The sequence below is a fragment of the Bombella pluederhausensis genome (assembly GCF_026385525.1).
In the GTDB taxonomy this organism is placed as follows: domain Bacteria; phylum Pseudomonadota; class Alphaproteobacteria; order Acetobacterales; family Acetobacteraceae; genus Bombella; species Bombella pluederhausensis.
In genome coordinates this window covers 241,279-267,647 of the sequence record NZ_JANIDY010000001.1, presented here as the reverse complement: position 1 = coordinate 267,647, position 26,369 = coordinate 241,279, and the positions used below count along the sequence as shown (strand labels likewise).

Genomic DNA, 26,369 nt, shown 5'->3' with positions numbered 1-26,369 from the left:
GGGATCGCTTGACAGATAGTCACCAGCTCCGCATCTCTGAGGTCATGTCCGCCAGTTCACCATCACCACCGGCTGCCCATCCACTCCGCCTGCTTGGAATCCTCAGTGTCCTGATGGGCTTTGCGGCCATCTCGACCGATTTCTACCTGCCTGCCATGCCCACCATGTCACAGGCGCTACAGGCGCCGGGCGGAGAAATGGCATGGACGATTTCCGGTTATCTGGTCGGGTTCAGTTTCAGCCAGCTTATCTGGGGGCCAATCAGTGATCATTATGGCAGGCGGCTGCCCATTGCGCTCGGGCTGGTCCTGTTCACGCTCGGTTCGGCGGGCTGTGCCCTATCCAATTCCATTACTACATTAATAGCCTTCCGCATCCTTCAGGCTATTGGGGCCTGCGCCAATGTCGTCATCGCCCGTGCCATGGTGCGGGACCTCTATCACGGTCATCGGGCAGCGCAGATGCTCTCCACATTAATGACCGTCACAGCCATCACCCCCCTTCTTGCCCCGCTGATCGGCGGGCAGATTCTGACACTATGGGGATGGCGGGCCATTTTTGTCAGTCTGGTCTGTGTAGGCATCATCATGCTTGGCAGCATGATTTTCCTGCCGGAAACCTTACCCAGACGAGATGAACGGCCCCACTCCGTCTTCCACGCCTTTTCACATTATGCCCATCTCATCCGCCGTCCCCGTCTGATCGGCTATGCCGGGGCTGGTGGCTGCTATTATGCAGGGACATTCGCCTATATTTCCGGCTCCCCCTTTGCCTATATCAGCTACCATCATGCATCCTCTCTACTCTATGCCCTACTCTTTGGTATGGGGATCGTAGGCATCATGGCAGCGAACATGATCAATTCCCGCCTAGTCCGCACATGGGGAAGTGACAGGCTGCTCATCATGGGGGCGGTAATCAGCGCTCTGGCTTCTCTCTGGCTGGTGGCTGATGTCTGGACAGACTTTGGCGGCATATGGGGGCTGTTCTTACCCCTGTTCCTTTTTGTCTCCATGGCAGGATTCATCGTAGCCAACTCCCTCTCTGGCGCCATGCATGACGACCCCGCCCATGCGGGCACCGTCTCGGCCCTGACCGGGGCTGTCCATTATGGCAGCGGTATTATCGGGTCTGGCATGGTAGGGCTGCTGACTGATGGCACACCCCGCCCCATGGCTACAACCATAAGCGTTGGCACAGTACTCAGCCTTGCCTTCCTGCTACTCATCCATAAAAACAGGAGAGGCTAAAAGCCTCTCCCCTTCCACTTACGGGTTCAGCTCGCCTCGTTCCAGCCAGCCTGATATCTGCTGCATGCCCAGCTGAATATCCGCAAGACGAAACTCGTAAGACCATAGCTCGCCGGTTTTTGTTTTTGCCGTAAGCTGAGCTGTCTGCCCGGATGATAATGCCTGCACGATATTGGCCGGAAGCTCCTGCTGAGCCATGCAACCCGTCTCGTCACAGGACTGCAATGGCAGGGAAACAGCCTGCCCGTTATCCACGACCAGCTGAAGATCAGCCTTCATGCCGAAAGGCAGGCGTGTCGGCAGGTTCAGGCTGATCTGCCATGGCTGCTGGGCCAGAGGCTTCTTGATGAGGTCTGGCGTGGCATGAGCGAGCAGGAAGAAGCCGCTTTTCATCGTAGTGCCTGCCATATGCTCCAGCTGGATGGTGCAGAACTGCGTTCCCTGTCGGCTGCCCTTGGCCGGATAAGCACAGCCATAACGCCACGGCCCTGCAAAAGCAGACCGTGCCGTAACACCTGGATGTTCAGCCGCCATAATCTCCGGAAGGCCACCCCCGTGCTCTGTCACCGCTTCCACAGCGGCAGCCGTCTTATCCTTTGAGCCTGCGGCAGACGCAGACACGCCAGATAACAGACCGGCCAATGCTGCCAGCATCACGACATGAGGGCGTCTGAACATCATTTTTCTCCTTCTACGGTCAGTGCAGGCACCGTAACACCAACACGCCCTCACATCATCAGGAAAACTGTGGGTTAGGGTTACACGGCCACCCCATCAGCCGCCGCAATACGCCGCAGCACATAGGGCAGGATACCTCCCTGAACGATGTAAGCCAGCTCGGCCTCCGTCTCCAGCTGGAGAATTGCCTGAATGGCCTGCTCTGTCCCATCCGGGGCAGTAAAGCGCACCTGAACAGGCTGCCGAGGTTCCAGCTGATCAGACAGGTCGATGCTCACCTGCTCCTGCCCTGTCAGGCCCAGCGTCTGACGGGTCACGCCCTTGGGGAAGGTGATGGGCAGAATCCCCATCCCGGCCAGATTGGCCCTGTGAATCCGCTCAAAGTCTTCAGCAATCACGGCCTTCACACCCAGAAGGCGGGGGCCTTTCGCCGCCCAGTCCCGTGATGACCCCATGCCGTAATTCCGCCCGGCGACCACAACCAGCGGTACCTGATCCTGCTGGTAACGGGCAGCGACATCGAAGATTGACCCTTCCTCACCATCGGGCCAGTGCCGGGTTATGCCGCCTTCACTGCCGGGAATCATCTCATTCCGAATGCGGATATTGGCGAACGTCCCCCGTGCCATGACAAGATCATTCCCCCGTCGGCTGCCATAGGAATTGAACTGCGCCGGAGCCACCCCATGCTCCCTCAGATATCGGGCCGCAGGCGAATGTCCTGCAATCGTCCCTGCCGGGGAGATATGGTCAGTCGTAATGTTGTCCCCGAACAGGGCCAGAATCCGGGCATTGCGGATAGGCCCTACCCCTCCGCCCGCTGCCTCCAACCATGGCGGCGAATGAATGTAGGTAGATGTTTCATCCCACGCAAAAGTGGCTCCAGCCTTGCCGTCTCCCAGTGCCTGCCACTGGGCTGGTCCCTGCTCCACAGTGGCATAGCCACGAGAGAAGGCTTCTGCCACAACCGACTGTACCATGAGCTGAGCCAGCTCCTCCCCAGCAGGCCAGATATCGGCCAACATAACAGGCTTGCCAGCTTCGTCATGCCCTAGCGGTTCGGTCGTCAGGTCCCGTGTCACGGTCCCGGCCAAAGCATAAGCCATCACGAGTGGCGGGCTGGTGATGTAATTCAGCTTCGTATAGGGGGACACACGCCCCTCGAAATTACGGTTGCCCGACAGCACGGCGGCAACTGTCAGATCATGCTCCGTGATCGTCCGGGCAATATCAGCCTGCAACGGCCCGCTATTGCCGATGCAGGTCGTGCAGCCATAGCCGACAATCTCGAAGCCCAGCGCAGCGAAATCTTCCAGCAGACCGGCCCGTTCCAGATAGCGGGTCACGGCCTGACTGCCCGGAGCCAGAGAGGTCTTGATGCGTCTCGCCACTTTCAGCCCCCTCTGGCGAGCTTTTCGGGCCAGAAGACCAGCCGTCAGCATGGCGGCCGGGTTGGACGTGTTGGTGCAGGAAGTGATCGCCGCCAGCACGACATCCCCAGCCCCCAGCGTTTCCTCCGCAAGAGCCGCATCTTCCGTGCGGATGGGCAGACGGGCATCATTCTGCTTCTCAGCCGCCAGCGCAGCACGGCTTGTCTCTGCCACAGCGGGAAGGTCGTGACGCTGGGATGGTGTTTTCGGTCCGGCGACAGAAGGCTTCACGGTAGCAAGGTCCAGCCGCAGCACGGTGGTGAAAAGCGGTTCCTCACCACCTTCACGGAACAGACCCTGCTTCCGCAGATAGGCTTCCACGAGACGGATATGATCCGGAGAACGACCTGTCAGGGCCAGATACTCCATCGTCAGCGCATCGGGTGGGAAATAGCCACAGGTCGCTCCATATTCCGGGGCCATATTGGCAATGGTGGCCCGGTCCGCCACCGGCAGATGATCCAGCGCAGGCCCGAAGAACTCTACAAACTTGCCAACAACCCCCTCTGCCCGGAGCAGTTCTGTCAGGGTCAGCACGATATCCGTGGCCGTCACGCCGGGAGCGGGCCGTCCTTCCAGATACACGCCCACAACATCGGGCAGGCGCATGGCGATGGCTTCGCCCAGAGCGGCAGCTTCCGCCTCAATCCCGCCAACACCCCAACCCAGAACACCGAGGCCATTGATCATGGTCGTGTGACTGTCCGTTCCAAAGACCGTATCCGGGAACAGGGTCGTCACGCCCTTTTCTTCCTTCCGCATGACCAGCGGAGCCAGATATTCCAGATTCACCTGATGGCAGATGCCTGCCTCTGGTGGAATAACCCGGAAATTCTCGAACGCCTGCTGCCCCCAGCGTAGGAAGCTGTAACGCTCCCGGTTGCGGCTGAACTCATGGGCAACATTCTGCGCCAGAGCATCTTTCTGCCCGGCCACATCCACCGTCACGGAATGGTCAATCACGAGATCCACAGGAATGAACGGATTGACCTTTTCCGGGTCACCCCCCAACGCCTTCATGCCATCCCGCATGGCGGCGAGGTCCACCACGGCGGGCACGCCTGTAAAATCCTGCATCAGGATACGGGCAGGACAAAAGGGAATTTCCCCCTCGGAATGACAGGTCTCAGCCCAACCCGTCACCAGTGAAGCTGCATCATGCCGCCCCTGCCGCAGAACATTCTCCAACACGATCTTCAGCGCATAAGGCAGGCGCAGTGCCTTTTCTCCGGCTTCCGCCAGCACTAGCGGGAGGGGCACATAACGATAGCTCCGCCCTTCATGCTCCAGCGTCTGCCACGCAATGGTTCCCTGCCCCTCGGCCCCGTTCATCTCACTCATGATATGCTCCCGCTTTCCTGCGTCTTTCTGTTCAATTCTCTGCGCCGTAAGAGGACGGAACATCCCGTCTCGTCTGCCCTACATACAGGGCACGGGGACGGCTGATGCCGGGGCGGCTCTCCAGCATTTCCTTCCACTGGGCGACCCAGCCTGCCGTTCGGGCCACCGCAAAGAAGACCGTGAACATGGAAGACGGAATCCCCATCGCCCGCAGAATGATGCCGGAATAGAAATCCACATTGGGGTAAAGCCGCCGGGAAATGAAATATTCATCATTCAGGGCCGTTTCTTCCAGCTTCAGGGCTAGTTCAAGGCGGGGATCGTGATCCATGCCCAGCTCGGCCAGAACCTCATGACAGATGCGCCGCATCAACCCGGCCCGTGGATCCAGCTTTTTATAGACACGGTGCCCGAAGCCCATCAGCCTCGTGCCATCTTCCCGGTTCCGTACCCGCTCCATGAAGTCTGGGATACCATCCACCGTGCCGATCTCATCCAGCATGTCCAGCACGGCTTCATTGGCACCGCCATGCGCTGGTCCCCAGAGGGCCGCCACACCGGCAGCAATACAGGCAAACGGATTAACCCCCGTGGAGCCAACCGTCCGCACGGTAGAAGTGGAGACATTCTGCCCATGATCGGCATGAAGGATCAGAATCCTGTCAAAGGCACGGGCCAGAACGGGATTCACCTCCCACGGGGCTTCCGGCATGGAGAACAGCATATGCAGGCAGTTCTCCGCATAGCTCAAATCCGGACGAGGGTAGATCAATGGCAGGCCCCGGCTGTAACGATAGACCCATGCCGCAAGGGTCGGCATTTTGGCGACCAGCCTCAGCGTGGACATCTCCCGTTCTTCCGGCGTGATGCGGTGCCGCTGGTCGGCTTCCTGATTGCCATAGAAGCTGGATAACCCGGCCAATGTTCCGCAGAGCATCGCCATGGGATGGGAATCCCGCCGGAACCCGTTGAAGAAGTTGCGTATCTGTTCATGCAGATGCGCCTCAACCATCAGGCCACGTTCGAAATGGGCCTTCTGCTGGGCATCAGGTAGCTCCCCATGAGAGAGAAGCCACGCCACATCTGGAAAACTGGCTTTCTCGCAGAGCTGCTCAATCGGATAGCCACGATGCAGCAATATGCCTTCTTCACCATCGATATAGGTAATAGCACTCTCGCAGGATGCGGTATTGGCAAAGCCGGGATCATACGAGAATACACCTGCCTGCCTGTACAGGTTTCGCATATCCACCACGTCCGGCCCCATCTGGCCTTCCATGCTGCCCAGATGAACAGCCGGGGCCGACTCATCCGCCTTATGAAGCACCCACTGCCCGGCATTCTCATGCCTTGCCGCTGTGTCTCTGATGCCCATGATACGCTCTCCCTACGAAAAGAAACCGGAACAGTCCTATTTGTTTCGTTATCGTTATATTCAAATAACGCACATATTCCTGCCACCTGCAAGCGGCCGACCTGATGAGCCATCTTTACGCTCAAACCCTTGCCATATCGTTATGAAGCATGATCAAGTCATTATCGCAGGCGGGCATATGCCCTGCACGGCACGGCCATAAACGGGGCATCAGGCCCCATTTTCAGGGAGAGTTCTCATGTCGGCTCATACATCCCCCACAGCAGGACAACCCATCCCCGTTACCCTGATTCCCGGTGATGGAATCGGCCCGGAAATTACACAAGCCACCCGGAAAGTTCTGACAGCTCTTGGTGCGCCTTTCCTCTGGGATGAGCAGAAAGCCGGGGCTACAGCGCTGGAAGAAGAAGGCACTCCCCTGCCGGAAGCCACCCTCCGCAGTCTGGAACGCACCCGCCTTGCCCTTAAGGCTCCACTGGCCACACCAAGCGGCACGGGGTTCCGCTCCGTCAATGTCACGCTGCGACAGAAATTCGACCTCTATGCCAATATCCGCCCGGCCCGCACGCTCATCCCGCAGGAGGATCTGCGCCGCTATGACGGGCTGGATATCGTGCTGATACGGGAAAATATCGAAGGCTATTACGCCGCCCGTGACTATTACCTCCCACAAGGGGATGACCCGCAGGGCATGGCGCTTTCCGCCGGGTACACAACACGGGCCGAATGTGAGCGCATCGTGACCCACGCCTTTGAATACGCCCTTGCGCATGGCCGCAAGAAGGTGACGCTCGTCCACAAGGCCAACATCCTCAAGCTGATGAGTGGCCTGTTTCTGGAAACAGGCCGAAAAGTTGCTGCCCGCTATGAAGGGCGCATCGCCTGTGATGAGCGCATCGTTGATGCCTGCGCCATGCAGCTCTGTCTGAACCCCTCTCAATTTGATGTGATCGTCACAACGAATCTGTTTGGCGATATTCTTTCAGACCAGATATCCGGCCTGACAGGCGGGCTTGGGCTGGCACCGGGGGCCAATATCGGAGAGAATATGGCGATCTTTGAGGCTGTACATGGCTCTGCCCCGGATATTGCAGGGCAGAATAAAGCCAACCCCACGGCTCTGCTTCTCGCCAGTGCGCTGATGTTAGACCATACAGGCCATGAGGCTCTGGCAACACGACTGCGTAATGCCATCACCACCACACTCCAGAAAGGCACACGCACGGGAGACCTTGGCGGTACAGCCACCACAGAGCAGTTCACCGCTGCGCTCATCAAAACACTGGAAGATGCCTGAACCTCCTTCCATAGAAAAACCCGGCCATGAAAGGCCGGGTTTTTCTTCATCCAGATATGATGAGTATCAGCCCAGATGCCGCAGCAAAACACTTCGATGGATCAGGGAGAACCCCCAGAACATCAGGCTAATGGCCACATAATAGCCTAGTGCCGCCTGTGCCGTAATCGGATTGATACAAAACAGCGTCACACCCAACACAATGTTCACAATGGCATCCAGCGCCATGAAACTGCGCCCATAAGGTGAGGCCCCCATTCCGGCCAGCTCCATCACGCCCCGTACAATGAACCCGGCTGCAACCCAGATTGTCAGCCCCACGGCCGACCCGGCAGGATTAAAGAAAATCAGAAGGGCCAGAACAATGAAGAACACGCCCAGAAGGCCATCCAGCATCCTGCGTTCCATCCCCGTACGGCGGAAAACATCCACCAGAGTACAGATACCAACAACCAGCAGAACAGCCGCAATCAGGGCTGTAAGGGAAATGACTGTCAGAACGGGAGTCATCGCCATGAGAATACCCGTGAGGACAATCAACGCCCCCATGATGATGCCGCAATTACCTTCCTGCTTCAGTAACGCCTGCTGCTGATTATCAATCATGACCCGATCCCTTCCATAATCACCCTTCAAGGCATGACGTATATTCATCATTCTGACAAGTAATATATGCCATGCATTATAATAAGGGCCTGCCGCCTTTCTTGAATCGACATATCCTGCAATTCTGCTTCACAATGCCCCTATCAGCGGTAGGCGCCCTGACGAATTAAGAGGAAACCATCATGGCAGAAACAAGGCTGGTACTGATGCGCCACGGGCAGAGTTTAGGCAATGAAGCCAACCTGTTCACAGGATGGAATGATCTGGACCTCTCTGCCAGCGGCCATGAAGAAGCCCGCAAGGCCGGTAAACTGATGCGGGAACATGGCTTCCTCTTTGATGCTGCGCACTGTTCCATGCTGAAACGGACCATTCACACGCTTCATCACTGTCTGGACGAGCTCAATCAGGCATGGCTACCGGAATATAGAAGCTGGCGGCTGAATGAGCGTCATTATGGCGCCTTACAGGGGCTGAACAAGGACGACACCATCGCCCGTTACGGGCGGGAACAGGTGCAGCAATGGCGGCGGGGCTTTGACGTCACCCCACCAGAGGTAACCTTGGACAGTCCCCACTATCCCGGCAATGACCCACGCTATGCTTCTATTCCCGTAAGTGACCTTCCACGGGCGGAAAGTCTGGCCACGACCATGAAACGGGTTCTGCCCTACTGGCAGGACACGCTGCTCCCCAGCCTACGGCAGGGCCAGTCCCTGCTTGTCATCACACATGGAACCGTCATGCGGGCCCTCATCGGCCATCTCAACGGCCTTGACCCGGAAGATGCCCGGACGCTGGAAATCCCGACCGGGACGCCATTAGTTTACGAGAGTGATGAAACAGGCACACCACGTCATGCCCACTCTCTGGACTCCTCAGACGTCCGCATCCATTCCTGAATCAACATCCCGCACACAGTGCGACAGAGTTCGTCCCTGCCCGTCTTTCCATTCTGTCCAGCCATTAGCGGAACGCCCCAGCAGAAAGCTAGCTGCCGGTGATGGATTCTTGAAGATCATGTCCCGTGTCAGGACCAGCCGGTCCTGTTCCCATTTCAAGAACCCTTCCTCAATGGCAGTCTGCCGCTTCGCAGCGTAACCGGGAGAATATGTATCAAACCCCTGAGAGGCCCTGCGTCCGTAAGACCCCTTTAGGACGACCATACCTTCCTCGGTATAGTAACCTCGCCCCTCAACACCTTCTGCCTGACAGAAGAACATCTCCCCTTCCTCTCGTCCGGTTTCGTCACCTGCCTGCCGTGTGTCCTGTACGGCTCTTTTCAGAGTAGGCTCGAAAATGGGATAGCCAAGGGTCGTCAAAAGAATATTGATGGTCTCAAACAGTTCCCTGCACTCGGCTTCCATATAGGCCGGTGTGTGAGGGGACGTTCCGACCGTCCTGTTATCCAGCACGTAACGCCCCGCTGCATTGGCCCTTTCAAGAGACATGGCCTCAAGGAAATAAGCATGGGTCAAGGTCAGATTGGCTGTCAGGGAAACAGCCACCACAGCCCGGTTCCAGAAATCCTTCCCCTCGTTATGCTGCTTCAGCCGTACACCCAGCTTACCCGTCTGTCCGATATAAGCCTTCGACTGCTCTGTCTGGTCGTCCTCGCCAAACAGGAAATAGATGCCGACCTGCCCGGCTTCAGGCCTTTCCAGGAAGACATCCAGCTGCGCCCGTGGAATCTCGATCAGACTGACGATACGGGTCGTGACTGAAGCTATACGCAAGCTCTGGGGGTCTCCCAAAGGGAGGAAAATCTGAATGGTCTGTGGATGTCTCATCACTTGCCTCTATCATTCATCCCATGAAAACACCCTGTCCCCATACCCGCAATTCACACCATCATCCCCGATTCCTCCACCGTTCCATCCGCCGGAACTGTGGGTAACCTGTCAGCTATGGCCTGCGCCCTGCGTGGCGGTGATAAGACTGAACAAGGCCGTGCCACAACACATATAGAGGACATTACGTTTTGGTCCGCCAAAGGTGAGATTCGAGCAGCCAACAGGCAGTCGGATACGACCGATCATCTGGCCGTGCGGGTTATAGACAAACACGCCACACAGCCCCAGCGGGCCCCATGCTCCACACCAGAGATTTCCTTCCACATCAGCACGAATACCATCAGGGCGCATGGCCCGCCCGGCCAGTGTGAAATCCGTGAAAAGACGACCATTAGTCGGCCGTCCCTGCTTCATGTCGAACACATGAATGGCATGATCCGGCAAAGGTGGCTGTGAGCCGGGGGCCGGTGCGGAAGACACAACATACAGCTTTGTACCGTCTGGAGAGAAGCACAGTCCGTTCGGCCCTGCCACATCATGCTGAGACAGCATGGCCTCGATTTTTCCGGTCTTACCATCCACTCGGAAAACATGATCCTCCTGCCGCCGCAACCCACCATACTGGCTGGTCAGTTCCGCATCCAGATACGGGTTGAGGTGACGCTGCGGGTTGGCAGGACCATCCACATCCGCATGGCCTTCCACCACGCCATCACCATAGGCCGGGTCCGTGAACCAGATGCCCCCATCGGGAACCACCACGACATCATTGGGAGAGTTAAGCGTCTTACCCCGATAGCGATCCGCCAAAACGGTCACGCTGCCATCATGCTCCCAGCGGATCACCCGGCGCATCCCATGCTCGCAGGTAATCAGCCGCCCTTCAGCATCAAAGGTATTACCATTGGCATTGAAGCTCTCCCGCCGATACAGGCTCACATGCCCCTGCGGCCCATCCTCCGGATCATACCGATATTGCTGGCTTGTGATCGTATCACTCAGCAGCAGGAAGCGCCCAACCGTGCACCATGCCGGCCCCTCCAGCCAGCCCGTTCCCTGCCAGAGCTTCCGCAAAGGGGAGTTCCCATAATTCACGAGCCCGAAAGACGGGTCCAGTGCCAGCACATCCGGGTCTGGCAGGTTCACGGGGGTATCCGCAGCATCCCATGTGCGGGGCGGGGTTGAAATCACACTCGCCCCGGAGGCAAGAGAGCCAAGCGCACGCCCGGTAAGTGGCGCCGCCGCCAGCCCGGCAAGGCCACCTAACACACTACGGCGGGAAAGACGGATAAGAGACTGAGACCCATACCTCTTTCCGATCCCTTTCATCATATCCTTCATGACCAGCCCTTTCCCTCAACCTGCCATGATGGCGCAATCACTCAATAGCCAAAGGCAAAAGCCTGCTGCACGGCAGCCACATCCTGCACACCACCAGCCAGAAGAATCTGAAGCAGCAGACGGGCCTTCTGCGGATTCAGGTCATACGATGCCACAAAATGATGGGCATCATCATCCACTTCCACATTACGGTTCACGAACCCGTCCCCGACATGGCTGGAACGCACGACCACCAGCCCGGCCTTCACAGCCCGATCCAGTGCCTGCATGGCTGGAGCCGAAACATTGCCATCACCCATCCCGGCAATCACAAGCCCCTTCACACCAGCACGAATGGCCTCATCGATCTGACGGCCATCCATATCAGCGTGAGCGTAAATCACATCCACAGGAGGAAGCTCCGTCCCGGCAGAGAGCGGCAGGGCAAGACGAGCACGAGCCGGACCATAGAAGCGCACGGCAGCAGGGTCCACAATTCCCACCGGCCCAGCGTTACGAGACACAAAAGTCTGCAAGGCCGTTGTATCCGCCTTACTGACCCAATGAGCTGCATGAATGGTATCATTCAACACCACCAACACACCCCGCCCTCTGGACTGCGGATGCGCCGCCACCTTGACGGCCTCATAAATATTGGCTGGGCCATCCGCACTAATGGCCGAACCCGGCCGCATGGACCCCGTCATAACCACAGGCTGCTCGTGGTGCAGGACAGTATCGAGAAAGAAAGCTGTTTCTTCCATCGTGTCCGTCCCATGGGTGATGACCACCGCATCAGCCTCATGATGGGCAAAAGCCGCATTGATCCGGTCCACCAGACGAAACCAGACCTTATGATTCATATCCTGAGACGGAATGTTGGAAATCTGTTCCACCTGAAGGCGGGCAAGCCTGTCCACACCGGGCACGGCCTCTACAAGCTGCTGCCCCGTGGCGGACCCGGCATCATATCCAATAGCCGAACGGGGATCAGCCTTTCCAGCAATCGTGCCCCCCGTTGCCAGAATGAGCACACGAGGCAGATCAGCCGTTGCTGTGCCTTCCTCAGCAGAAGCGGGCTGAGCGGCCATCAACCCGGCCCCCAAAGGCAGCACCTTGAGGGCAGACCAGGCGGTCTTCAGGCAGCGCTGTGCTCCCGTACGAGATTTCAGATTGTTCAGCGTGTGTCGGATGGTCATGAATAAGGCCTTTTCTTACACGAAAGCCACAATGAGCGGACCCAGCAGGGTCAGCAATACATTAGCCACGGCATAGGTGATGGCAAAAGGAATAGTCGGGCTGCTATGGCCCGCCTTAGCCAGAACCTCGCCAAATGCAGGGTTGGAACTGCGGGTCCCTGCCAGAGCCCCCGCAAAAAGAGCGACATTGCGATAGCCCAGCAGAAAACGACCGACAAGAGCTGTCACAATCAGCGGCACAAGGGTTACCACAACGCCAAGCAGAAGCAGCATCATGCCATGCTGCGCAATAATGGCTACAACCTGCCCACCTGTCTGCAAGCCTGTTACAGCCACAAAGCCCGCCAGCCCGAAACTGCCCCAGAGAGAACAGACAGAGGACGGCATGGCCCCGTAACTCGGATGACGCCCATGCCACCAGCCGAACAACAGGCCGGAAAGCAGAGCACCACCGCCACTGCCCAGCGTGATGGGCACACCGCCCAATCGGACCACCACAAGCCCGAACACAAGCCCAAGTGCCACGCCTATCATATTATAAACAAGGTCAGTCGCCACAGGCACAGCAGCCTGCTGAGGCGGCGCATCAGGCGTAGCGGGAGGGTTATCGCCTTCCACCGCTTCCGGCAGAACGCCGGCTGCCATGGCGTCATCCCGCATATTGCGGCGCAGAACGAGTGGCAGAATAGTGGCACAAAAAATGATGGTCCCGATGGAACCGAAAATATAGGTCACGGCATAGCCAACAGCGACATGCGCCTGCATCTGTTGCACCTGCGCCAGAGGCAGACCCAGCTTCTCCAACGCAGAGCTGGCCGTACCGATAATGGCGGACTGTGTCAGCCCCCCTGCTGCCAGACCGGCCGCCGTACCTTTATCCAGATGGAACAGCCGCCCCATTCCGACCACTGTCGCAAAGGCGCTGACAGCCATAATGACAGCCAGAGCAATCTCCCGCAGGGACTGCCGCCCCAGCGACCGGAAAAATCCCGGCCCGCTACGATACCCCACAGCATAGATGAACAGAACAAACAGAACGGTCTTCAGGCTGGAACTGACAGTCACGCCGAACTGGCTCAGCAACACGGCAACGAGCAGTGACCCCGCAACGCCCCCAAGCTGAAAAACACCCACCTTGATGCGCCCAACCCAGAACCCTAGGCCGATGGACAGGAAAAAGGCCAGCTCCGGGACCTGCGCAAAAAGCTGCGACAGCCCATGAGACAAAAACTGCAACATTCCGTGACCTTTTCCCCAAAAAATAATTATGGGGAGTCATCGCACCCCACCAAAAGGCGCTGATGACTCCCCTGCGTCTTATTTTGCTTCTGTAAAAATTTCTTCTAGATATTCGAGAGACACAGCTTCCCGCGTACCGGGGATGGGCTTGCCCTCATGATCCAGCTTTTCGATCTCGTAAACGACAAAACCTTCATTGTCGTAATGGATGTCAATAATGAGGAAGCGGTCGGAGGCATCACCCTCACCACGATGTTCCTCTGTCTTCATCAGCGTCTGGTTCTTCCCGAACGGAAGGTCCTCCAGCTTTTCTTCGTCAATCTGACGGACAGCATGATTCCATTCCTTGAAGGTCTGACGGATGGCTTCATAAATCTGTGCGAGATCGGGGAACTCCTCCACATCTTCCGTTGTGGTGACGTCCACCGTGGCAATGTCTGAGCCGAAATTGGCCTGTACCTGATAAGATTCAGGGGCAACCTTCTGGACAGCCTCCAAGATACGCTCAAGAAACTCAGGTCCATACATGGATGAGTTGAAGTTCAGCATCTTGGAACGATCAAGAGTGATACTGATTTTGGCAGTTGTAGCCATGGCGTCCTCCTGGGTGAAAATTATGCCAAGGCGCACTTTACCAAAACAGGCCGCCCCGCACATCCCCCCTCCATACTGGCATCACCATGGAACATGATCACTTTCCCTGCTGGATTGTAGGAAATGGCGGATTAAAGACTAACCTGAAGCATCATGTTACAAAAACGTAACATGATGAATACCGCCTCTGACCATGCCCTCCCCCTCTCATCACGATATGTTTTTCACTGTTCCGGTTTCGTTATGAATGTCCTAGGCTACCCTTCAGATGATGAAGGAGACACAAGCCCATGAGCACCGGCCCGCAAGCAACACCATCTTCTCCCCAGACTATGGACAGACAAACCGGCAGTCAGACCGATGATGACTACCCCCTCCGCTACGCCCCCAGTCATTACCGCCGCTGGTCATCCGCCACGGTAGCCATCACGGCTCTGGGCGGCATCGCCTATCTGGCTGATTTCTCCATAGGGGCTTCCATCGCCCTCTCTTATGGAACATGGAACGCCATTCTGGGTATTCTGGTGGCGGCCTTCATCATTTTCATCAGCGGGTTTCCGCTCGCCTGGTATGCTGCCCGGTATAATATCGACCTTGATCTCATCTCTCGTGGGGCCGGGTTCGGCTATGGCGGCTCCATCCTGACCTCACTGGTCTTTGCCAGCTTCACCTGCATTCTCTTTGCACTGGAAGGCTCCATCATGGCGCAGGGGCTGGCCCTTGGGCTGGGAATGCCCCTCTGGGCCGGGTATCTGCTTTCCACCCTCGTGGTCTTCCCCTTCGTCCTTTATGGCATGAAGGCTCTGGCCAAAATGCAGGTCTGGACCACACCGCTCTGGCTGCTGCTCATGCTGGGGCCAGTCAGTTATCTCGTTTACAAACAGCCTGCCCTCGTGCCGCATTTCCTCAGCTTCCCCGGTCTTTCCGGTCATGAGGCTCTAAGTCTTTCCGCCATCATGCTTTCTTCTGGCGTAGCCCTCGCTCTCATGGCGCAGATTGGTGAACAGATCGACTATCTGCGCTTCATGCCCACAAAGACGAAAGAGAACCGCCTGTCATGGTGGGTCAGCGTCATTGCGGCGGGGCCGGGCTGGGTCATTCTGGGTGCCTTGAAACAGATCATCGGGGCGTTTCTGGCGGTCTTCATTCTCAAACAGGTTGGTGCCCATACGGCTGCCGAGCCGGTCCATCAGTTCCTTGCCGCCTTGCAGACCATCTTCACCCCCACCCTTGCCATGATTCTGGCTGTCATTCTGGTCGTCATCAGCCAGATCAAGATCAATATCACGAACGCCTATTCAGGCTCGCTGGCATGGACGAGCGCCTATACACGGCTGACAGGCCATTTCCCCGGTCGGCTGGTCTTTCTGGTCATCAACCTGCTGCTGGCTCTGGCCCTGATGGAAGGCAACATGTTCTCCATCCTTCAGGCCATTCTCAGCCTGTATGCGGACTGCGCCATTGCATGGATCATGACCGTCACGGCGGATATCGTCTTCAACAAATATCTGCTTGGTCTCTCCCCGAAGGAACCGGAATTCCGTCGGACGATGCTCCCTGCCATTAATCCAGTTGGTACGGGGGCCTTCCTGCTGGCCACGGTGATCTCCATTCTGGCCTATGAAGGCGTATTGGGAGCCGGGTTACAGCCCTATTCCGCCCTCATCGCCTTTCTGGTCGCCAGCATCGCCACGCCCCTTCTGGCCCTGCTGACACGGGGGCGCACCTACCTCCTGCGGGACGATGACGGTATTGAAGAACCCCGCTTTCATCCCGATGGAACGGCCAACACGACCCTTCACCGCTGCATCTCCTGCGAGGGCGAGTATGAACGGCCCGACATGCTGTGCCTGCCAGAGCAGGACGACACAGTCTGCTCTCTCTGTGCTGGCCTGAAGAAATCCTGAAAAACCAGGGCGGGTTACAGCCCGCCCTGCTCTATGATGAAGCGGGCAACAGCCTCCACCCCTTCACCTGCCCGGATATTGGTGAAGACGAAAGGACGGCTGCCCCGCATCATGCGACTGTCCCGATCCATCACACCAAGATCGGCCCCGACATGCGGGGCAAGGTCCGTCTTGTTGATGACCAGCAGATCGCTGCGTGTAATCCCCGGCCCGCCCTTGCGGGGAATCTTGTCCCCGGCGGATACGTCAATGACATAGATCGTCAGGTCTGCCAGTTCCGGACTGAAGGTAGCAGCGAGATTGTCCCCGCCACTTTCCACCAGAACGAGGTCCAGATCAGGAAAACGCTCCCGCAGCGTGTCAATCCCCGCCAGATTGATGCTGGCATCTTCCCGAATGGCTGTATGCGGGCATCCCCCGGTCTCGATCCCCATGATCCGCTCTGGCGGGAGAGACCCGGCACGGGTGAGGAACTCGGCATCCTCACGGGTATAGATATCGTTGGTCAGAGCCGCCACACTGTAAGACTGACGGAAAATGCGGCAGAGCGCATCCATAAGGGCCGTCTTGCCCGTACCAACCGGCCCGCCAATCCCCACACGCAAGGGGCCATGCCGTCCAGCTACCAGATGCTCAGAAGATGATGTCGTCATGTGCGAAAAAGCCTCGTTCTCTGTGTTTCGTGATGGATGGCAGCAAGATCGGCCGCAAAACAGGCACTGCCCACATCCTCCAATGTCCGATCTGCGGTCTCCAGAACAGCCTTCTGGATGACAGGCTCCATATGATGCAGGACACGCAGCCCGTCTGTCTGCCCCAGAGGCACCAGCTTCACCACGGCGGCCACAAGAGCCGCCACGGCACCATAAGCCCCCGCCTGAAGGGCTTCACCCCGCCCGACACCACCCCGGCTGAACACCAGCCCCTGCGCCACTGGCAGCGGACAGGCCATCATCCGGCGCAGTCTCTCGCAGTCTGGCTGCCAGACAGTAGCTGCCCGCAGGAAGGCCTCCCCCTGCCAGAGCGTTTCCTCATACCGCTCCCGTGAAGACGCACAGGCCAGAACATGGGCTGCCAGCTCCATGAGAGCGGTCTCATCAGCGGCATGGCCCCATGCTTCCTTCAGAAAGATCAGATCATTCTTCAAAGAACCATGCTCCAGAAGGACCGTGAGCCACAGGCAGAGGGACTGCATATCATGCAGGCTGCCCTGCTCTACGGCCCATTCCAGACCGTGACTATAGGCGTAATTGCCTGTCGGAAAGGCCGGAGACACCCATGAGAGCAGCTGAAGAAAGCCCGTGCCCTCCACCCGGTTCATCCGGCCTCGTGGCTGTGGCTGTGGCTGTGGCTGTGGCTGTGGCTGTGGCTGTGGCTGTGGCTGTGGCTGTGGCTGTGGCTGTGGCTGTGGCTGTGAGCATGATCATGCCCGCCCCGCCCTGCATAGGCCCCGCTTTCTGGCGAGAAAGGCGCCTCGCAGAGATGCACATGCGCCCCCAGCCCGGCGAGCATGTCGGCGATCACGGCATCCTGCCGCACCAGAATCCGCTTTTCCTCTATCATGGCAGGCAAATGCCGGTTGCCCAGATGCCATGCCAGCTGAAGCAGATGCAGGGCCGAATGAGCCGTGACTTCCATGAGGGCTTCCGGCAGAGCCTCCACCCGGATGATGCGGCCATCATCCAGCACCAGCCCTTCCCCTTCATTGAGCAGCCGGGTCTCTTTCAGCTCCAGCAGGACACGCTCCCCGCTTTTCAGGGACAGGACGATGCGCCGCCTGTGCCGCCCTTCATAATCCGCCACGAAAACATCAGCAGCCTCTGCCTTGTTCCAGCGACCTGCTGGCAGGATATCGACAACATGTTTCATCAGAACAGAAAATACCTCTGCGCCATAGGGAGAACAGCCGCAGGCTCACAGGTCAGCGGCTCACCATCAACCCGGACTTCGTAGGTTTCCGGGTCCACTTCAATATGCGGCATGGCACTGTTATGGACCATATCCGCCTTGCCAATGCCACCCCGTGTATTCCGTACCGCAGAGAGGGGGCGTTTCAGCCCCAGTTTCCGGCCGACCTCATCTTCCAGAGCGGCCTGTGACACGAAGGTCGTGCAGATTGCCGCCAGAGCCTCGCCATAGGCTCCGAACATCATCCGGCCATGCACGGGCTGCGGTGTGGGAATGGAGGCGTTGGGGTCACCCATCATGGCGTAAACGATCATCCCGCCCTTCACCACAAGGTCCGGCTTGACAGCAAAGAAGGCCGGGTCCCACACGACCAGATCAGCCAGCTTCCCTACGGCAATGGAACCGACCTCATGCGACAGTCCATGAGCAATGGCAGGGTTGATGGTATATTTTGCCAGATACCGTTTAATGCGGGCATTATCCGCCCGCCCGTCATCCCCGGCCAGAGGGCCTCGCTGGCATTTCATCTTGTGAGCTGTCTGCCATGTCCGCAGAGGGACTTCCCCCACACGGCCCATCGCCTGACTGTCCGAGGACATCATGGCCAGCACCCCCATGTCATGAAGGATATCCTCTGCGGCGATGGTCTCCTTACGGATGCGGCTTTCGGCAAAAGCGATATCTTCCGGCACACGGGGATTGAGATGATGGCAGACCATCAGCATGTCCAGATGCTCATCCAGCGTGTTGACCGTGTAAGGCCGGGTCGGATTGGTGGAGGATGGCAGCACGTTCGGCAGGCCTGCCACCCGGATGATGTCCGGTGCATGGCCGCCCCCGGCCCCTTCCGTATGGAACGCATGGATCGTCCGCCCTTTGAAGGCCGCGATGGTATCCTCCACGAAGCCGCTCTCATTGAGCGTATCAGTGTGAATCATCACCTGCACATCCATCCGGTCTGCAACGGACAGGCAGCAGTCAATGGCAGAAGGCGTGCTGCCCCAGTCTTCATGCAGCTTCAGGCAGGAGGCCCCGGAGCGCACCATCTCCTCCAGAGCCGCAGGACGGGAGGCATTGCCCTTACCTGCAAAAGCGAGATTGATGGGCAGGCCCTCCGCCGCCTGAAGCATCCGGGCCATGTGCCACGGCCCCGGCGTGCAGGTTGTGGCGGCAGTCCCGGTAGCAGGGCCCGTTCCCCCACCCACGAAAGTCGTAATTCCGGCAGAAAGCGCCTCCTCGACCTGCTGGGGGCAGATGTAATGGATGTGGCTGTCGATTCCGCCCGGCGTAACGATGCGCCCTTCCGCAGCGATGATCTCCGTTCCCGGCCCGATGATGATGTCCACACCCGGCTGAATGTCCGGATTCCCGGCCTTGCCGATGGCAGCGATACGACCCGCACGGATGCCAATATCAGCCTTGATGATTCCCCAATGGTCGAAAATCACCGCATTGGTGATGACCGTATCCATCGCCCCTTCAGCCTGACTGTGCTGGGACTGGCCCATGCCGTCCCGGATGGTCTTGCCACCACCGAAGCAGACTTCTTCTCCATAAAGAGTCCGGTCTTCTTCGATTTCAGCAATCAGGGCCGTATCGGCAAGCCGCAGGCGGTCCCCAGTCGTGGGGCCGTACTGATGGGCGTAATCATGACGGGACAGACGACTCATGATGTTTCCTTCTCCCTGTTCCGGTCGCCACCATGGAATCCTCTGATCCGCTTTGCCCCACCATAGGGAACGAGCGTCACCTCACGCTCCTGCCCCGGCTCGAAGCGGACAGCCCCACCGGAAGGAATATCCAGCCGCCAGCCCCAGGCCTGCTCCCGGTCGAGATGCAGGGCCGGATTCACCTCGGCGAAATGATAATGACTACCCACCTGCACGGGACGGTCACCCGTATTGACGACCATCAGCCGCCGGGTCGGGCGTCCCTCATTGAGGATAATCTCCCCTTCTGCGGGTAAAATCTCGCCGGGGATAGCACCTTCTGGCAGGCAGTCCTGCCTCCTGTCAGCGGATCGGGTCATGAACGGTCACCAGTTTCGTTCCATCGGGAAAGGTGGCTTCCACCTGCACATCGGCAATCATCTCCGCCACACCGGGCATGACCTGTTCCCGCACCAGCACCTCGCCACCACTGGCCATGAGCTCCGCCACGCTGCGGCCGTCACGGGCCCCTTCCACGACATGATCGGTAATCAGGGCCACGGCTTCGGGGTAGTTCAGCTTCACACCCCGCTCCAGCCTTTTGCGGGCCACAATGGCAGCCATAGCCACCAGAAGCTTATCCTTTTCCCGTGGAGTCAGTTTCATACTCTGTCTGTTCCCTGCCTGTACCCACCTTTAGCCACAATAACGCCTCTCCCTAAATACGCCAGCCTGTGGGAAGCCTCCGGCCTGCCCGAAGGCAAGGTAGAAGCCGGTGCATGAGGGATTCAGCCACCCAGTTATTGCGGGCCAGCCCCCTGATGACGAGTTTGCCATCCCAGCATGATACCGCAAAAGAAGCCTCCGGCCCCATATCCTCCAGCAGAGGGCGCAGCCGGGGCAGATAACTCTCTGCGTCCCTGTCCACCAGAACAAGCGTGGTATCCATACAGGCCTCATCCGCAACCGGGGACTGCTGGAGGAACTCATGCAGGCCATCCCCCATCATGATCGTGCTGTCCTCCAGAACAGGACGACCATCCCGCCTGATGCTCAGCCTGTCCCGCAGATGCAGCTGTTGCAGCTGTTCCCCGGAGCCACGACGGCCCAGAATACGGCTCTCGTAAAAAAGAAAGCTGGCCGTTCCTGCCATCTCCACCGTCATGGAACGTTCCAGCCGGGCACCATTGAAGAAGATGGTCCCGTGAGGCAGCCATTCCAATCGGGACTGAGGGGCCAGATGGCAGTCTGTGTGTATCACAGCGGGTGGGTCTTCCGGGCGGGCACGATAGACACGTTCATGCCCCTGACTGCTCATGAGCAGTTCGGCACCCTCCTCACAACGCACCTCATTCCGCAGGTGATCCCCCGCTGCCAACCCGCCAGAAATATTGACCATCACAGCCTCAAGCTGGGTTTCGTCACGGCGTGGAAAAAGCAGCCGGCTGCACCCGCCCTGCCGTAAAACACCCCGCCTCGTCTGGCCATCCCGCAGACGGGCGCTAATCGCAAACATGCCTTCAGCCCGTTGCAGGGGCAGAGCTGCCCGTGCGGTGCCGGTATCCATCTCTGCACTTTCTCCACTGGCCTGAGTCAACATACCTCCCTGAATAAACAGTCTGTACGCAGATGCAATGATCTTCGGCTAACGCATCATGATAACTATTTTAAAAACAAATTACATTATGGCCAAAAAACTTAACATCGGGTTTTATGTAATGACCTGTAAACTTAAATTGAAGATAATTCTTTTAATGGCCTTTTTGTAGGCGTATTTCTTCATGAGAGGCAAAGACTTTCACGAGGAACCCATGTCGAAATTTTCAGCAATCATGAAAGACCCAAGCGAAGACCTTGAGGATATTAACGATCTGAAATCACGGCTACACTTCCTCCAGCTGGAAGAACATGACTGCCTGTCCATCCGCCGTATCGAACAGTATGTCAACAAAGCCCTGCCCAAAGCGCTGGATGCCTTCTACGATACTGTCCGCAACGAGCCCAACACACGGAGCTTTTTTGCCTCTGAAGCACATATACAGAAAGCAAAACAGGCCCAGCTTGGTTACTGGAAAAGCATATCAGCGGCCAATTTTGGCCTGCAATATGCCAACACTGTCCGCCGCATCGGTCGTACCCATGCCAAAATCGGGCTGGAACCACGCTGGTATATCAGCGGCTATGCCCTGCTGCTGGCATCCATCATCAATGATGTCACGAACCAGCTGGCACCGCCCATGCCGCTCATGCCGCCCAAGATGCCATTTTCCAAGATCACGGACTCACTGGCCAGCCTCTGCAAAGCCGTCTTTCTGGACATGGACCTCACCATTTCCATCTATATTGATGAAGCCAAGAAGCTCAACAAAGAGGAAATGAACAAACTCGATGAGGCCATCGAGCAGGAACGGAAATTTGTTACCGAACGCTTTGGCCGCATCATTGATGCTCTCGCCAACAAGAACCTCTCCCATACGGTCGAAGGCGAGTTTCCGACCACCTATATTCCCATGCGGAATAACCTTAACCACGCCATATCATCCCTCTGCCAGACACTGAATGCCATCAGCGAGGCCACGGAAAGCATCGATAATACGGCAGACGAAATCAACAGCGCCGCACAGGACCTTGCCCAGCGTACGGAAAAACAGGCAGCCTCTGTCGAAAAAACCGCGGCTGCGGTGGAGCAGATCACAGCTACAGTATCTTCCACAGAATCCCGTGTCGGAGAAGCAACCCAGTTCGTGGAGGAATGCCAGACCATAACGGAACGGTTTGGCACCATGATCCGCCGTGCCAGTAAAGCCATGGAGGAGATCGAACGCTCTGCCGAGGCCGTGAATAAGATCACCAACGTCATCTCCAACATTGCCACACAGACCAACCTTCTGGCCCTCAATACGGGTGTGGAAGCCGCCCATGCTGGCGAAGCAGGCAGTGGCTTCCGGGTTCTGGCTCAGGAAATCCGTAAACTGGCCAATCAGGTAGGTGATGCCTCCGAGGAGGTCAAAGACCTCATCACCACCTCCCAGACGCATGTCAATTCCGGCTCTGCCATCATGAAGGATGCCAGCGGCGCCATCGACACCATCATCTCCAGCGTGGCCAATATCGGGACGCACCTCAAAGCAATTTCCAAAGCAACATCGGAGCAGGCTTCAGCTCTCCGGGATGTCAATGGCGCTGTCGTCACCATCGATCAGGGAACACGGGAAAACGCCGCCATGGTGGAGGAGACATCTGCCGCAACCTCCAACATGGCCCAGCGGACACGCCAGCTGAAGCAGCTTCTTGGGGAGTTCACCCTCCGGGGATAAGGCTAAGAAGGCCGTCAGTTCTTCTCCAGTCGATCCGCCAGACGGGACACGAGACGGGCCAGCCGGCCAATATCGTCCTTCAAGCTGCTCACCTCCTGCGAGAGCTGACCGCATTGCTGCTGAAGCTGTGATACCTGATGAGACAGGGGTGCCGCATAACGGTGCCCCTGTCGGCTATTCTGGATGAAGGCTGCCTGAAGTTCCCTCATCTTTCCCCTGCCCCGAATGGCGTCCCGCACGACATTGTTGGTATATGCCATGACGGCATCGTATTTGAAATCCGTCTCGCTTTTATCTTCCGGCCCGCCCGTCACAAAAGGCCGCTGATGATAATTCGCCAGAAAATCAGGAATGATCCCGACCTCACCAGCCATCATGAGACGCTGGAAGAAATCCTGATCCTCCACATAAGGCAGGGTCGTATCCACACCATGAGAGCCCGCAACAGCCGACCGGCGAAACAGAGTCGTGATCGTGCTCAGCAGACTGACATGCGACAGGAACAGGCTGTAATCTACGATCGTACCTTCTTTCCTGCCATATACGTCAAATCGATTATCAAAGACGATCCGCCCATCTTCCATATGCTCGACAATATCGTAGCTGCTTGTCGTGACACCTACGAAGGTTCCAGCCACATCATCGTCCAGATAAGCAACGGTACGGGCATAGAACTCAGGTTCCAGAGTGTCGTCATCGTCATGGATGTGAACATACGCCTCTTTCACCAGCCCCAGACCAATGCTCATGGCCTGTCCTCGCCCACCGGAGACCGGCAGGTCCACATGCACGACCCGGTCTTCCTCATACGGGCCGAACTGGGCCGCTATTCTGGCAACCTCATCCGCATCACCACCATCATTGATGATATAGATACGAAAATCCTGAAAGCTCTGCCGTCTCATGCTCTCCAAAGCACGAGCCAGAAAGAGAGGGCGGTTCTTCGTACGCAGGATAATGGCAACCTTGTAGGGCACGGTCATCAACTCTTACAAAATGGCATTGATGAACAGACTGTATCAGTTAACGGATCACAAAAAAAAGTCCGGAGCCTGAAGCCCCGGACTTTTCTCACGGATGACGGGGCGGCCTGTCAGCCATCCCTCACTCCCTGTCGTTTCAGCCCTGATGGGCAGCACGGTAACGCTCACCAAGAGCATTGGCGGCCACCATGGCATGATACACATCATCCGGCGTGACCTTGAAGGGCAGGTTGCCCATCGTGTCGTTCTTGTCGCAGGCAATCTCAGCCACCTTGCGCCAGTCAGCTTCCACGAATTCCTTGACGCCCAGCTCCTTGAGGGTCATCGGCAGGCCGGCAACCCGGACCACACGCAGGACTTCCTCAATTTCTTCCTTCGGTGCATTCTCAAGCACCAGCTGGGTCATCAGACCGAAGACGACCTTCTCACCATGCTGAGCGTGATGGAGCTCCTCGATGACTGTCATGCCGTTATGCACAGCATGGGCGGCAGCAAGACCGCCTGTCTCGGCGCCTGTTCCGCTGAGATAGATGGTGGCCTCCACCATTTCTTCCAGCGCACGGGTCGGCACCTTGTTACGCACGGCATCCATAGCCAGCTCAACATTCTGGCAGACCAGATCATAGCACATACGAGCCAGACCAAGCCCCGTACGGGACGGACGTTTGCAGGACAGGTTCACCCCGTCAGAGCGATAGCAGGCACGAGCCTCGAAATAGGTGGACAGAGCATCACCAATACCAGCCGCAAAGAAGCGGACCGGAGCGCCGGCAATCACGCTCGTATCAGCAACCACAACATCCGGATTCTGCGGCAGGAACAGATAACGGTCGAACTCACCCTTCTCCGTATAGATCACGGCCAGAGCAATGCAGGGAGCATCGGTTGAGGCAATGGTCGGGTACAGGATAAGCGGCAGCTTATAGTAATGCGCCACGGCCTTGCTGGTATCCAGCGTCTTACCGCCACCAATACCTACGATGACATTGGCACCCTGCTTCTTGGCCAGCTCACCCAGACGCTTGATTTCGGCATCCGTACATTCACGGTTGAACTTCTCGGCTTTACCCTTCAGGCCCGCCTTCTCCAGACCGGCAACGGATTCCTTCTGGACACGCTCAACAAAGAACTCATCACTAATGATGAGGGCATTGTCACCAAAGTCCTTCACAAAGTCATGCAGCTGGGCCAACAGGCCCGTGCCGATGATGAATTTTTTGGGGGCTGAAACGGTGCGCGGGGTTTTCTCAACCATGCTCGATATCTCCTTGAAGCATCTGAAAATGCCTGATACCCCGCCACGCTACGCCCTTCCCCATGACTTGACCAGAGGGCTGCACAATTTTCCAGACATGACAGCATGTATTGTCATGCATAGGTTTCCTGACCAGACAGTCCCCAATGAATAACAGGACAAATACAGCCCTCTTTATATCATCTTCCCCATTCCGAGATTAATCAGACTGAACCGGGGAATATTGCAGGGCTTCCACACCATATCCGCCCGGTTACTGAAGCAATAGTCTCAAGGCACCGGAAGAAGTGGCATGTTATCAATCAGCCGCACGGCACCCAGCCGAACAGCCAGAAGGGCCAGAGCACCCTCCGTGAAAGTCTCTTTCGCCTGAAACGTCTCCGGGTCCACAACCGTGGCGTAATCAATCTCCGTAAGACCCGCCTGCACCAGCACGTCCCGCATGGCTGTTTCCAGCACGGCCCGTCTGCGTTCACCAGCCTGCACCAGATCACGAGCACGACACAGAGCCTGATACAGAACAGGCGCCTGAAGACGCTCAGCTTCTGTCAGACGGCTATTCCGGCTGGACCCCGCCACACCATCCTTCTCTCGCCATGTCGGCAGGGTGATGATCTCCACCGGAATATTCAAATCCTTCACGAACCGGCGGACAACGGCGCATTGCTGGGCATCCTTCTGCCCAAAATAAGCCCGCTGCGGTTGGATAATGTTGAAAAATTTGGTCAACACAGTCGCCACACCAGCGAAATGACCGGGACGGGATGGCCCCTCAAGTTCCAGTGCCACACCTTCGGGATTCACCTGCGTAGCAAAACCCTCAGGATAAAACGCGGCCGCCTCCGGGGCGAAAACACAGGCCACACCTTCCTCACGCAGCAGGGCCACATCCCTTTCCAGAGCACGAGGATAATTGGCGAGGTCATCCGCAGAGCCAAACTGAATGGGATTCACGAAAAGGCTCACGATGACTGCCTCATTCTCCGCTCTGGCACGACGAACAAGCGACAGATGTCCCTCATGCAGGAAACCCATTGTCGGGACAAAGCCTACAGCCCCAAGCCGTGCCCGCTCCTGCCGCATCTCCTGAATTGTCGTACAGAGTTTCATATTACTTCCCATCTGGACATAGATTCACCCCGCCCTGTCTGCTGATGACGGGAGGTGCCCCTTCCATACCGTGTCCACCATCAGGATGCCATAAAGGAGACAAAGCCTGTCACCCTCC

General features: G+C 57.5%; 24 protein-coding genes. 5 read left to right on the top strand and 19 right to left on the bottom strand.

What is annotated here, in order from left to right; all coding sequences use genetic code 11:
* Positions 1 to 8 precede the first annotated feature (8 nt).
* Positions 9 to 1,250, top strand: coding sequence for a multidrug effflux MFS transporter (locus NQF86_RS01205; RefSeq protein WP_266115800.1), 1,242 nt, complete (start codon positions 9 to 11; stop codon positions 1,248 to 1,250).
* An 18-nt stretch (positions 1,251 to 1,268) separates the two neighbouring features.
* On the opposite strand, the gene NQF86_RS01200 is transcribed toward NQF86_RS01205, so the two are convergent.
* The 3 genes from NQF86_RS01200 to NQF86_RS01190 form a co-directional block, all read right to left on the bottom strand.
* On the bottom strand, positions 1,269 to 1,931 hold the full coding sequence (locus tag NQF86_RS01200) for an invasion associated locus B family protein (RefSeq protein WP_266115799.1): 663 nt from the start codon (positions 1,929 to 1,931) through the stop codon (positions 1,269 to 1,271).
* 77 nt (positions 1,932 to 2,008) lie between these two features.
* Positions 2,009 to 4,690: an aconitate hydratase AcnA gene (gene acnA / locus NQF86_RS01195; protein ID WP_266116419.1), complete on the bottom strand. Its 2,682-nt coding sequence runs from the start codon at positions 4,688 to 4,690 to the stop codon at positions 2,009 to 2,011.
* A 40-nt stretch (positions 4,691 to 4,730) separates the two neighbouring features.
* Positions 4,731 to 5,978 carry a citrate synthase gene (locus NQF86_RS01190; protein WP_266116418.1) on the bottom strand — a complete coding sequence of 416 codons (1,248 nt, stop codon included), beginning with the start codon at positions 5,976 to 5,978 and terminating at the stop codon, positions 4,731 to 4,733.
* 334 nt (positions 5,979 to 6,312) lie between these two features.
* Here NQF86_RS01190 and NQF86_RS01185 point away from each other — a divergent pair, with 334 nt between their 5' ends.
* Positions 6,313 to 7,371, top strand: a complete 1,059-nt coding sequence (locus NQF86_RS01185; protein WP_266115798.1) for an isocitrate/isopropylmalate dehydrogenase family protein — start codon at positions 6,313 to 6,315, stop codon at positions 7,369 to 7,371.
* Between the two features lie 66 nt (positions 7,372 to 7,437).
* Here NQF86_RS01185 and NQF86_RS01180 read toward each other — a convergent pair whose 3' ends face one another.
* Complete coding sequence (locus NQF86_RS01180; RefSeq protein WP_266115797.1) at positions 7,438 to 7,977, bottom strand: HdeD family acid-resistance protein; 540 nt, start codon at positions 7,975 to 7,977, stop codon at positions 7,438 to 7,440.
* A 182-nt stretch (positions 7,978 to 8,159) separates the two neighbouring features.
* Between NQF86_RS01180 and gpmA the strand changes: the two genes are divergently transcribed.
* Positions 8,160 to 8,879, top strand: a complete 720-nt coding sequence (gene gpmA, locus NQF86_RS01175) for a 2,3-diphosphoglycerate-dependent phosphoglycerate mutase (RefSeq protein WP_266115796.1) — start codon at positions 8,160 to 8,162, stop codon at positions 8,877 to 8,879.
* Here the strand turns inward: gpmA and NQF86_RS01170 are convergent.
* The 5 genes from NQF86_RS01170 to NQF86_RS01150 form a co-directional block, all read right to left on the bottom strand.
* On the bottom strand, positions 8,856 to 9,713 hold the full coding sequence (locus tag NQF86_RS01170; protein ID WP_266115795.1) for a GIY-YIG nuclease family protein: 858 nt from the start codon (positions 9,711 to 9,713) through the stop codon (positions 8,856 to 8,858). The two genes, gpmA and NQF86_RS01170, sit on opposite strands and share 24 nt — an antisense overlap.
* Before the next feature lie 165 nt (positions 9,714 to 9,878).
* Positions 9,879 to 11,102 (bottom strand): SMP-30/gluconolactonase/LRE family protein, encoded by a 1,224-nt coding sequence (locus tag NQF86_RS01165; protein WP_266116417.1) that lies wholly within the window; start codon positions 11,100 to 11,102, stop codon positions 9,879 to 9,881.
* A gap of 50 nt (positions 11,103 to 11,152) precedes the next feature.
* Positions 11,153 to 12,289, bottom strand: coding sequence for an asparaginase (locus NQF86_RS01160; protein ID WP_266115794.1), 1,137 nt, complete (start codon positions 12,287 to 12,289; stop codon positions 11,153 to 11,155).
* 15 nt (positions 12,290 to 12,304) lie between these two features.
* The gene (locus NQF86_RS01155; RefSeq protein WP_266115793.1) at positions 12,305 to 13,528 is read right to left on the bottom strand and encodes an aspartate-alanine antiporter-like transporter; all 1,224 of its coding nucleotides are present in this window, start codon (positions 13,526 to 13,528) and stop codon (positions 12,305 to 12,307) included.
* Positions 13,529 to 13,606: 78 nt separating this feature from the next.
* Positions 13,607 to 14,122, bottom strand: coding sequence for a hypothetical protein (locus tag NQF86_RS01150; protein WP_266115792.1), 516 nt, complete (start codon positions 14,120 to 14,122; stop codon positions 13,607 to 13,609).
* 290 nt (positions 14,123 to 14,412) lie between these two features.
* Here NQF86_RS01150 and NQF86_RS01145 point away from each other — a divergent pair, with 290 nt between their 5' ends.
* Entirely contained in the window at positions 14,413 to 16,029 is a 1,617-nt protein-coding gene (locus NQF86_RS01145) for a purine-cytosine permease family protein (protein WP_266115791.1), read from the top strand.
* A 14-nt stretch (positions 16,030 to 16,043) separates the two neighbouring features.
* On the opposite strand, the gene ureG is transcribed toward NQF86_RS01145, so the two are convergent.
* Genes ureG through NQF86_RS01110 form a run of 7 tightly spaced genes read right to left on the bottom strand, consistent with a single transcriptional unit; the run spans position 16,044 to position 21,186 of the window.
* Entirely contained in the window at positions 16,044 to 16,682 is a 639-nt protein-coding gene (gene ureG, locus NQF86_RS01140) for an urease accessory protein UreG (protein WP_407652831.1), read from the bottom strand.
* Positions 16,679 to 17,350: an urease accessory protein UreF gene (locus NQF86_RS01135; RefSeq protein WP_407652830.1), complete on the bottom strand. Its 672-nt coding sequence runs from the start codon at positions 17,348 to 17,350 to the stop codon at positions 16,679 to 16,681. The genes ureG and NQF86_RS01135 overlap by 4 nt, the downstream gene beginning before the upstream one ends.
* Complete coding sequence (locus NQF86_RS01130; RefSeq protein WP_266115790.1) at positions 17,347 to 17,898, bottom strand: urease accessory protein UreE; 552 nt, start codon at positions 17,896 to 17,898, stop codon at positions 17,347 to 17,349. The genes NQF86_RS01135 and NQF86_RS01130 overlap by 4 nt, the downstream gene beginning before the upstream one ends.
* Positions 17,898 to 19,607: an urease subunit alpha gene (gene ureC, locus NQF86_RS01125; RefSeq protein ID WP_266115789.1), complete on the bottom strand. Its 1,710-nt coding sequence runs from the start codon at positions 19,605 to 19,607 to the stop codon at positions 17,898 to 17,900. The genes NQF86_RS01130 and ureC overlap by 1 nt, the downstream gene beginning before the upstream one ends.
* Positions 19,604 to 19,966 carry an urease subunit beta gene (locus tag NQF86_RS01120; protein WP_266115788.1) on the bottom strand — a complete coding sequence of 121 codons (363 nt, stop codon included), beginning with the start codon at positions 19,964 to 19,966 and terminating at the stop codon, positions 19,604 to 19,606. The genes ureC and NQF86_RS01120 overlap by 4 nt, the downstream gene beginning before the upstream one ends.
* The gene (locus NQF86_RS01115; protein ID WP_266115787.1) at positions 19,950 to 20,252 is read right to left on the bottom strand and encodes an urease subunit gamma; all 303 of its coding nucleotides are present in this window, start codon (positions 20,250 to 20,252) and stop codon (positions 19,950 to 19,952) included. Before NQF86_RS01115 ends, NQF86_RS01120 begins: the two co-directional genes overlap by 17 nt.
* Positions 20,253 to 20,304: 52 nt before the next feature.
* Positions 20,305 to 21,186 carry an urease accessory protein UreD gene (locus NQF86_RS01110; protein ID WP_266115786.1) on the bottom strand — a complete coding sequence of 294 codons (882 nt, stop codon included), beginning with the start codon at positions 21,184 to 21,186 and terminating at the stop codon, positions 20,305 to 20,307.
* A 211-nt stretch (positions 21,187 to 21,397) separates the two neighbouring features.
* On the opposite strand from NQF86_RS01110, the gene NQF86_RS01105 reads away from it, so the two are divergent.
* Entirely contained in the window at positions 21,398 to 22,903 is a 1,506-nt protein-coding gene (locus tag NQF86_RS01105; protein WP_266115785.1) for a protoglobin domain-containing protein, read from the top strand.
* A gap of 14 nt (positions 22,904 to 22,917) precedes the next feature.
* On the opposite strand, the gene NQF86_RS01100 is transcribed toward NQF86_RS01105, so the two are convergent.
* From NQF86_RS01100 to panC, 3 genes are all read right to left on the bottom strand, one after another.
* Positions 22,918 to 23,886, bottom strand: a complete 969-nt coding sequence (locus NQF86_RS01100; protein ID WP_266115784.1) for a glycosyltransferase family 2 protein — start codon at positions 23,884 to 23,886, stop codon at positions 22,918 to 22,920.
* Between the two features lie 136 nt (positions 23,887 to 24,022).
* A complete protein-coding gene (locus NQF86_RS01095; RefSeq protein ID WP_266115783.1) occupies positions 24,023 to 25,141 on the bottom strand; it encodes a glycerol dehydrogenase in 1,119 nt (372 codons plus the stop codon).
* A gap of 270 nt (positions 25,142 to 25,411) precedes the next feature.
* The gene (panC, locus tag NQF86_RS01090) at positions 25,412 to 26,251 is read right to left on the bottom strand and encodes a pantoate--beta-alanine ligase (RefSeq protein ID WP_266115782.1); all 840 of its coding nucleotides are present in this window, start codon (positions 26,249 to 26,251) and stop codon (positions 25,412 to 25,414) included.
* Positions 26,252 to 26,369: the final 118 nt, after the last annotated feature.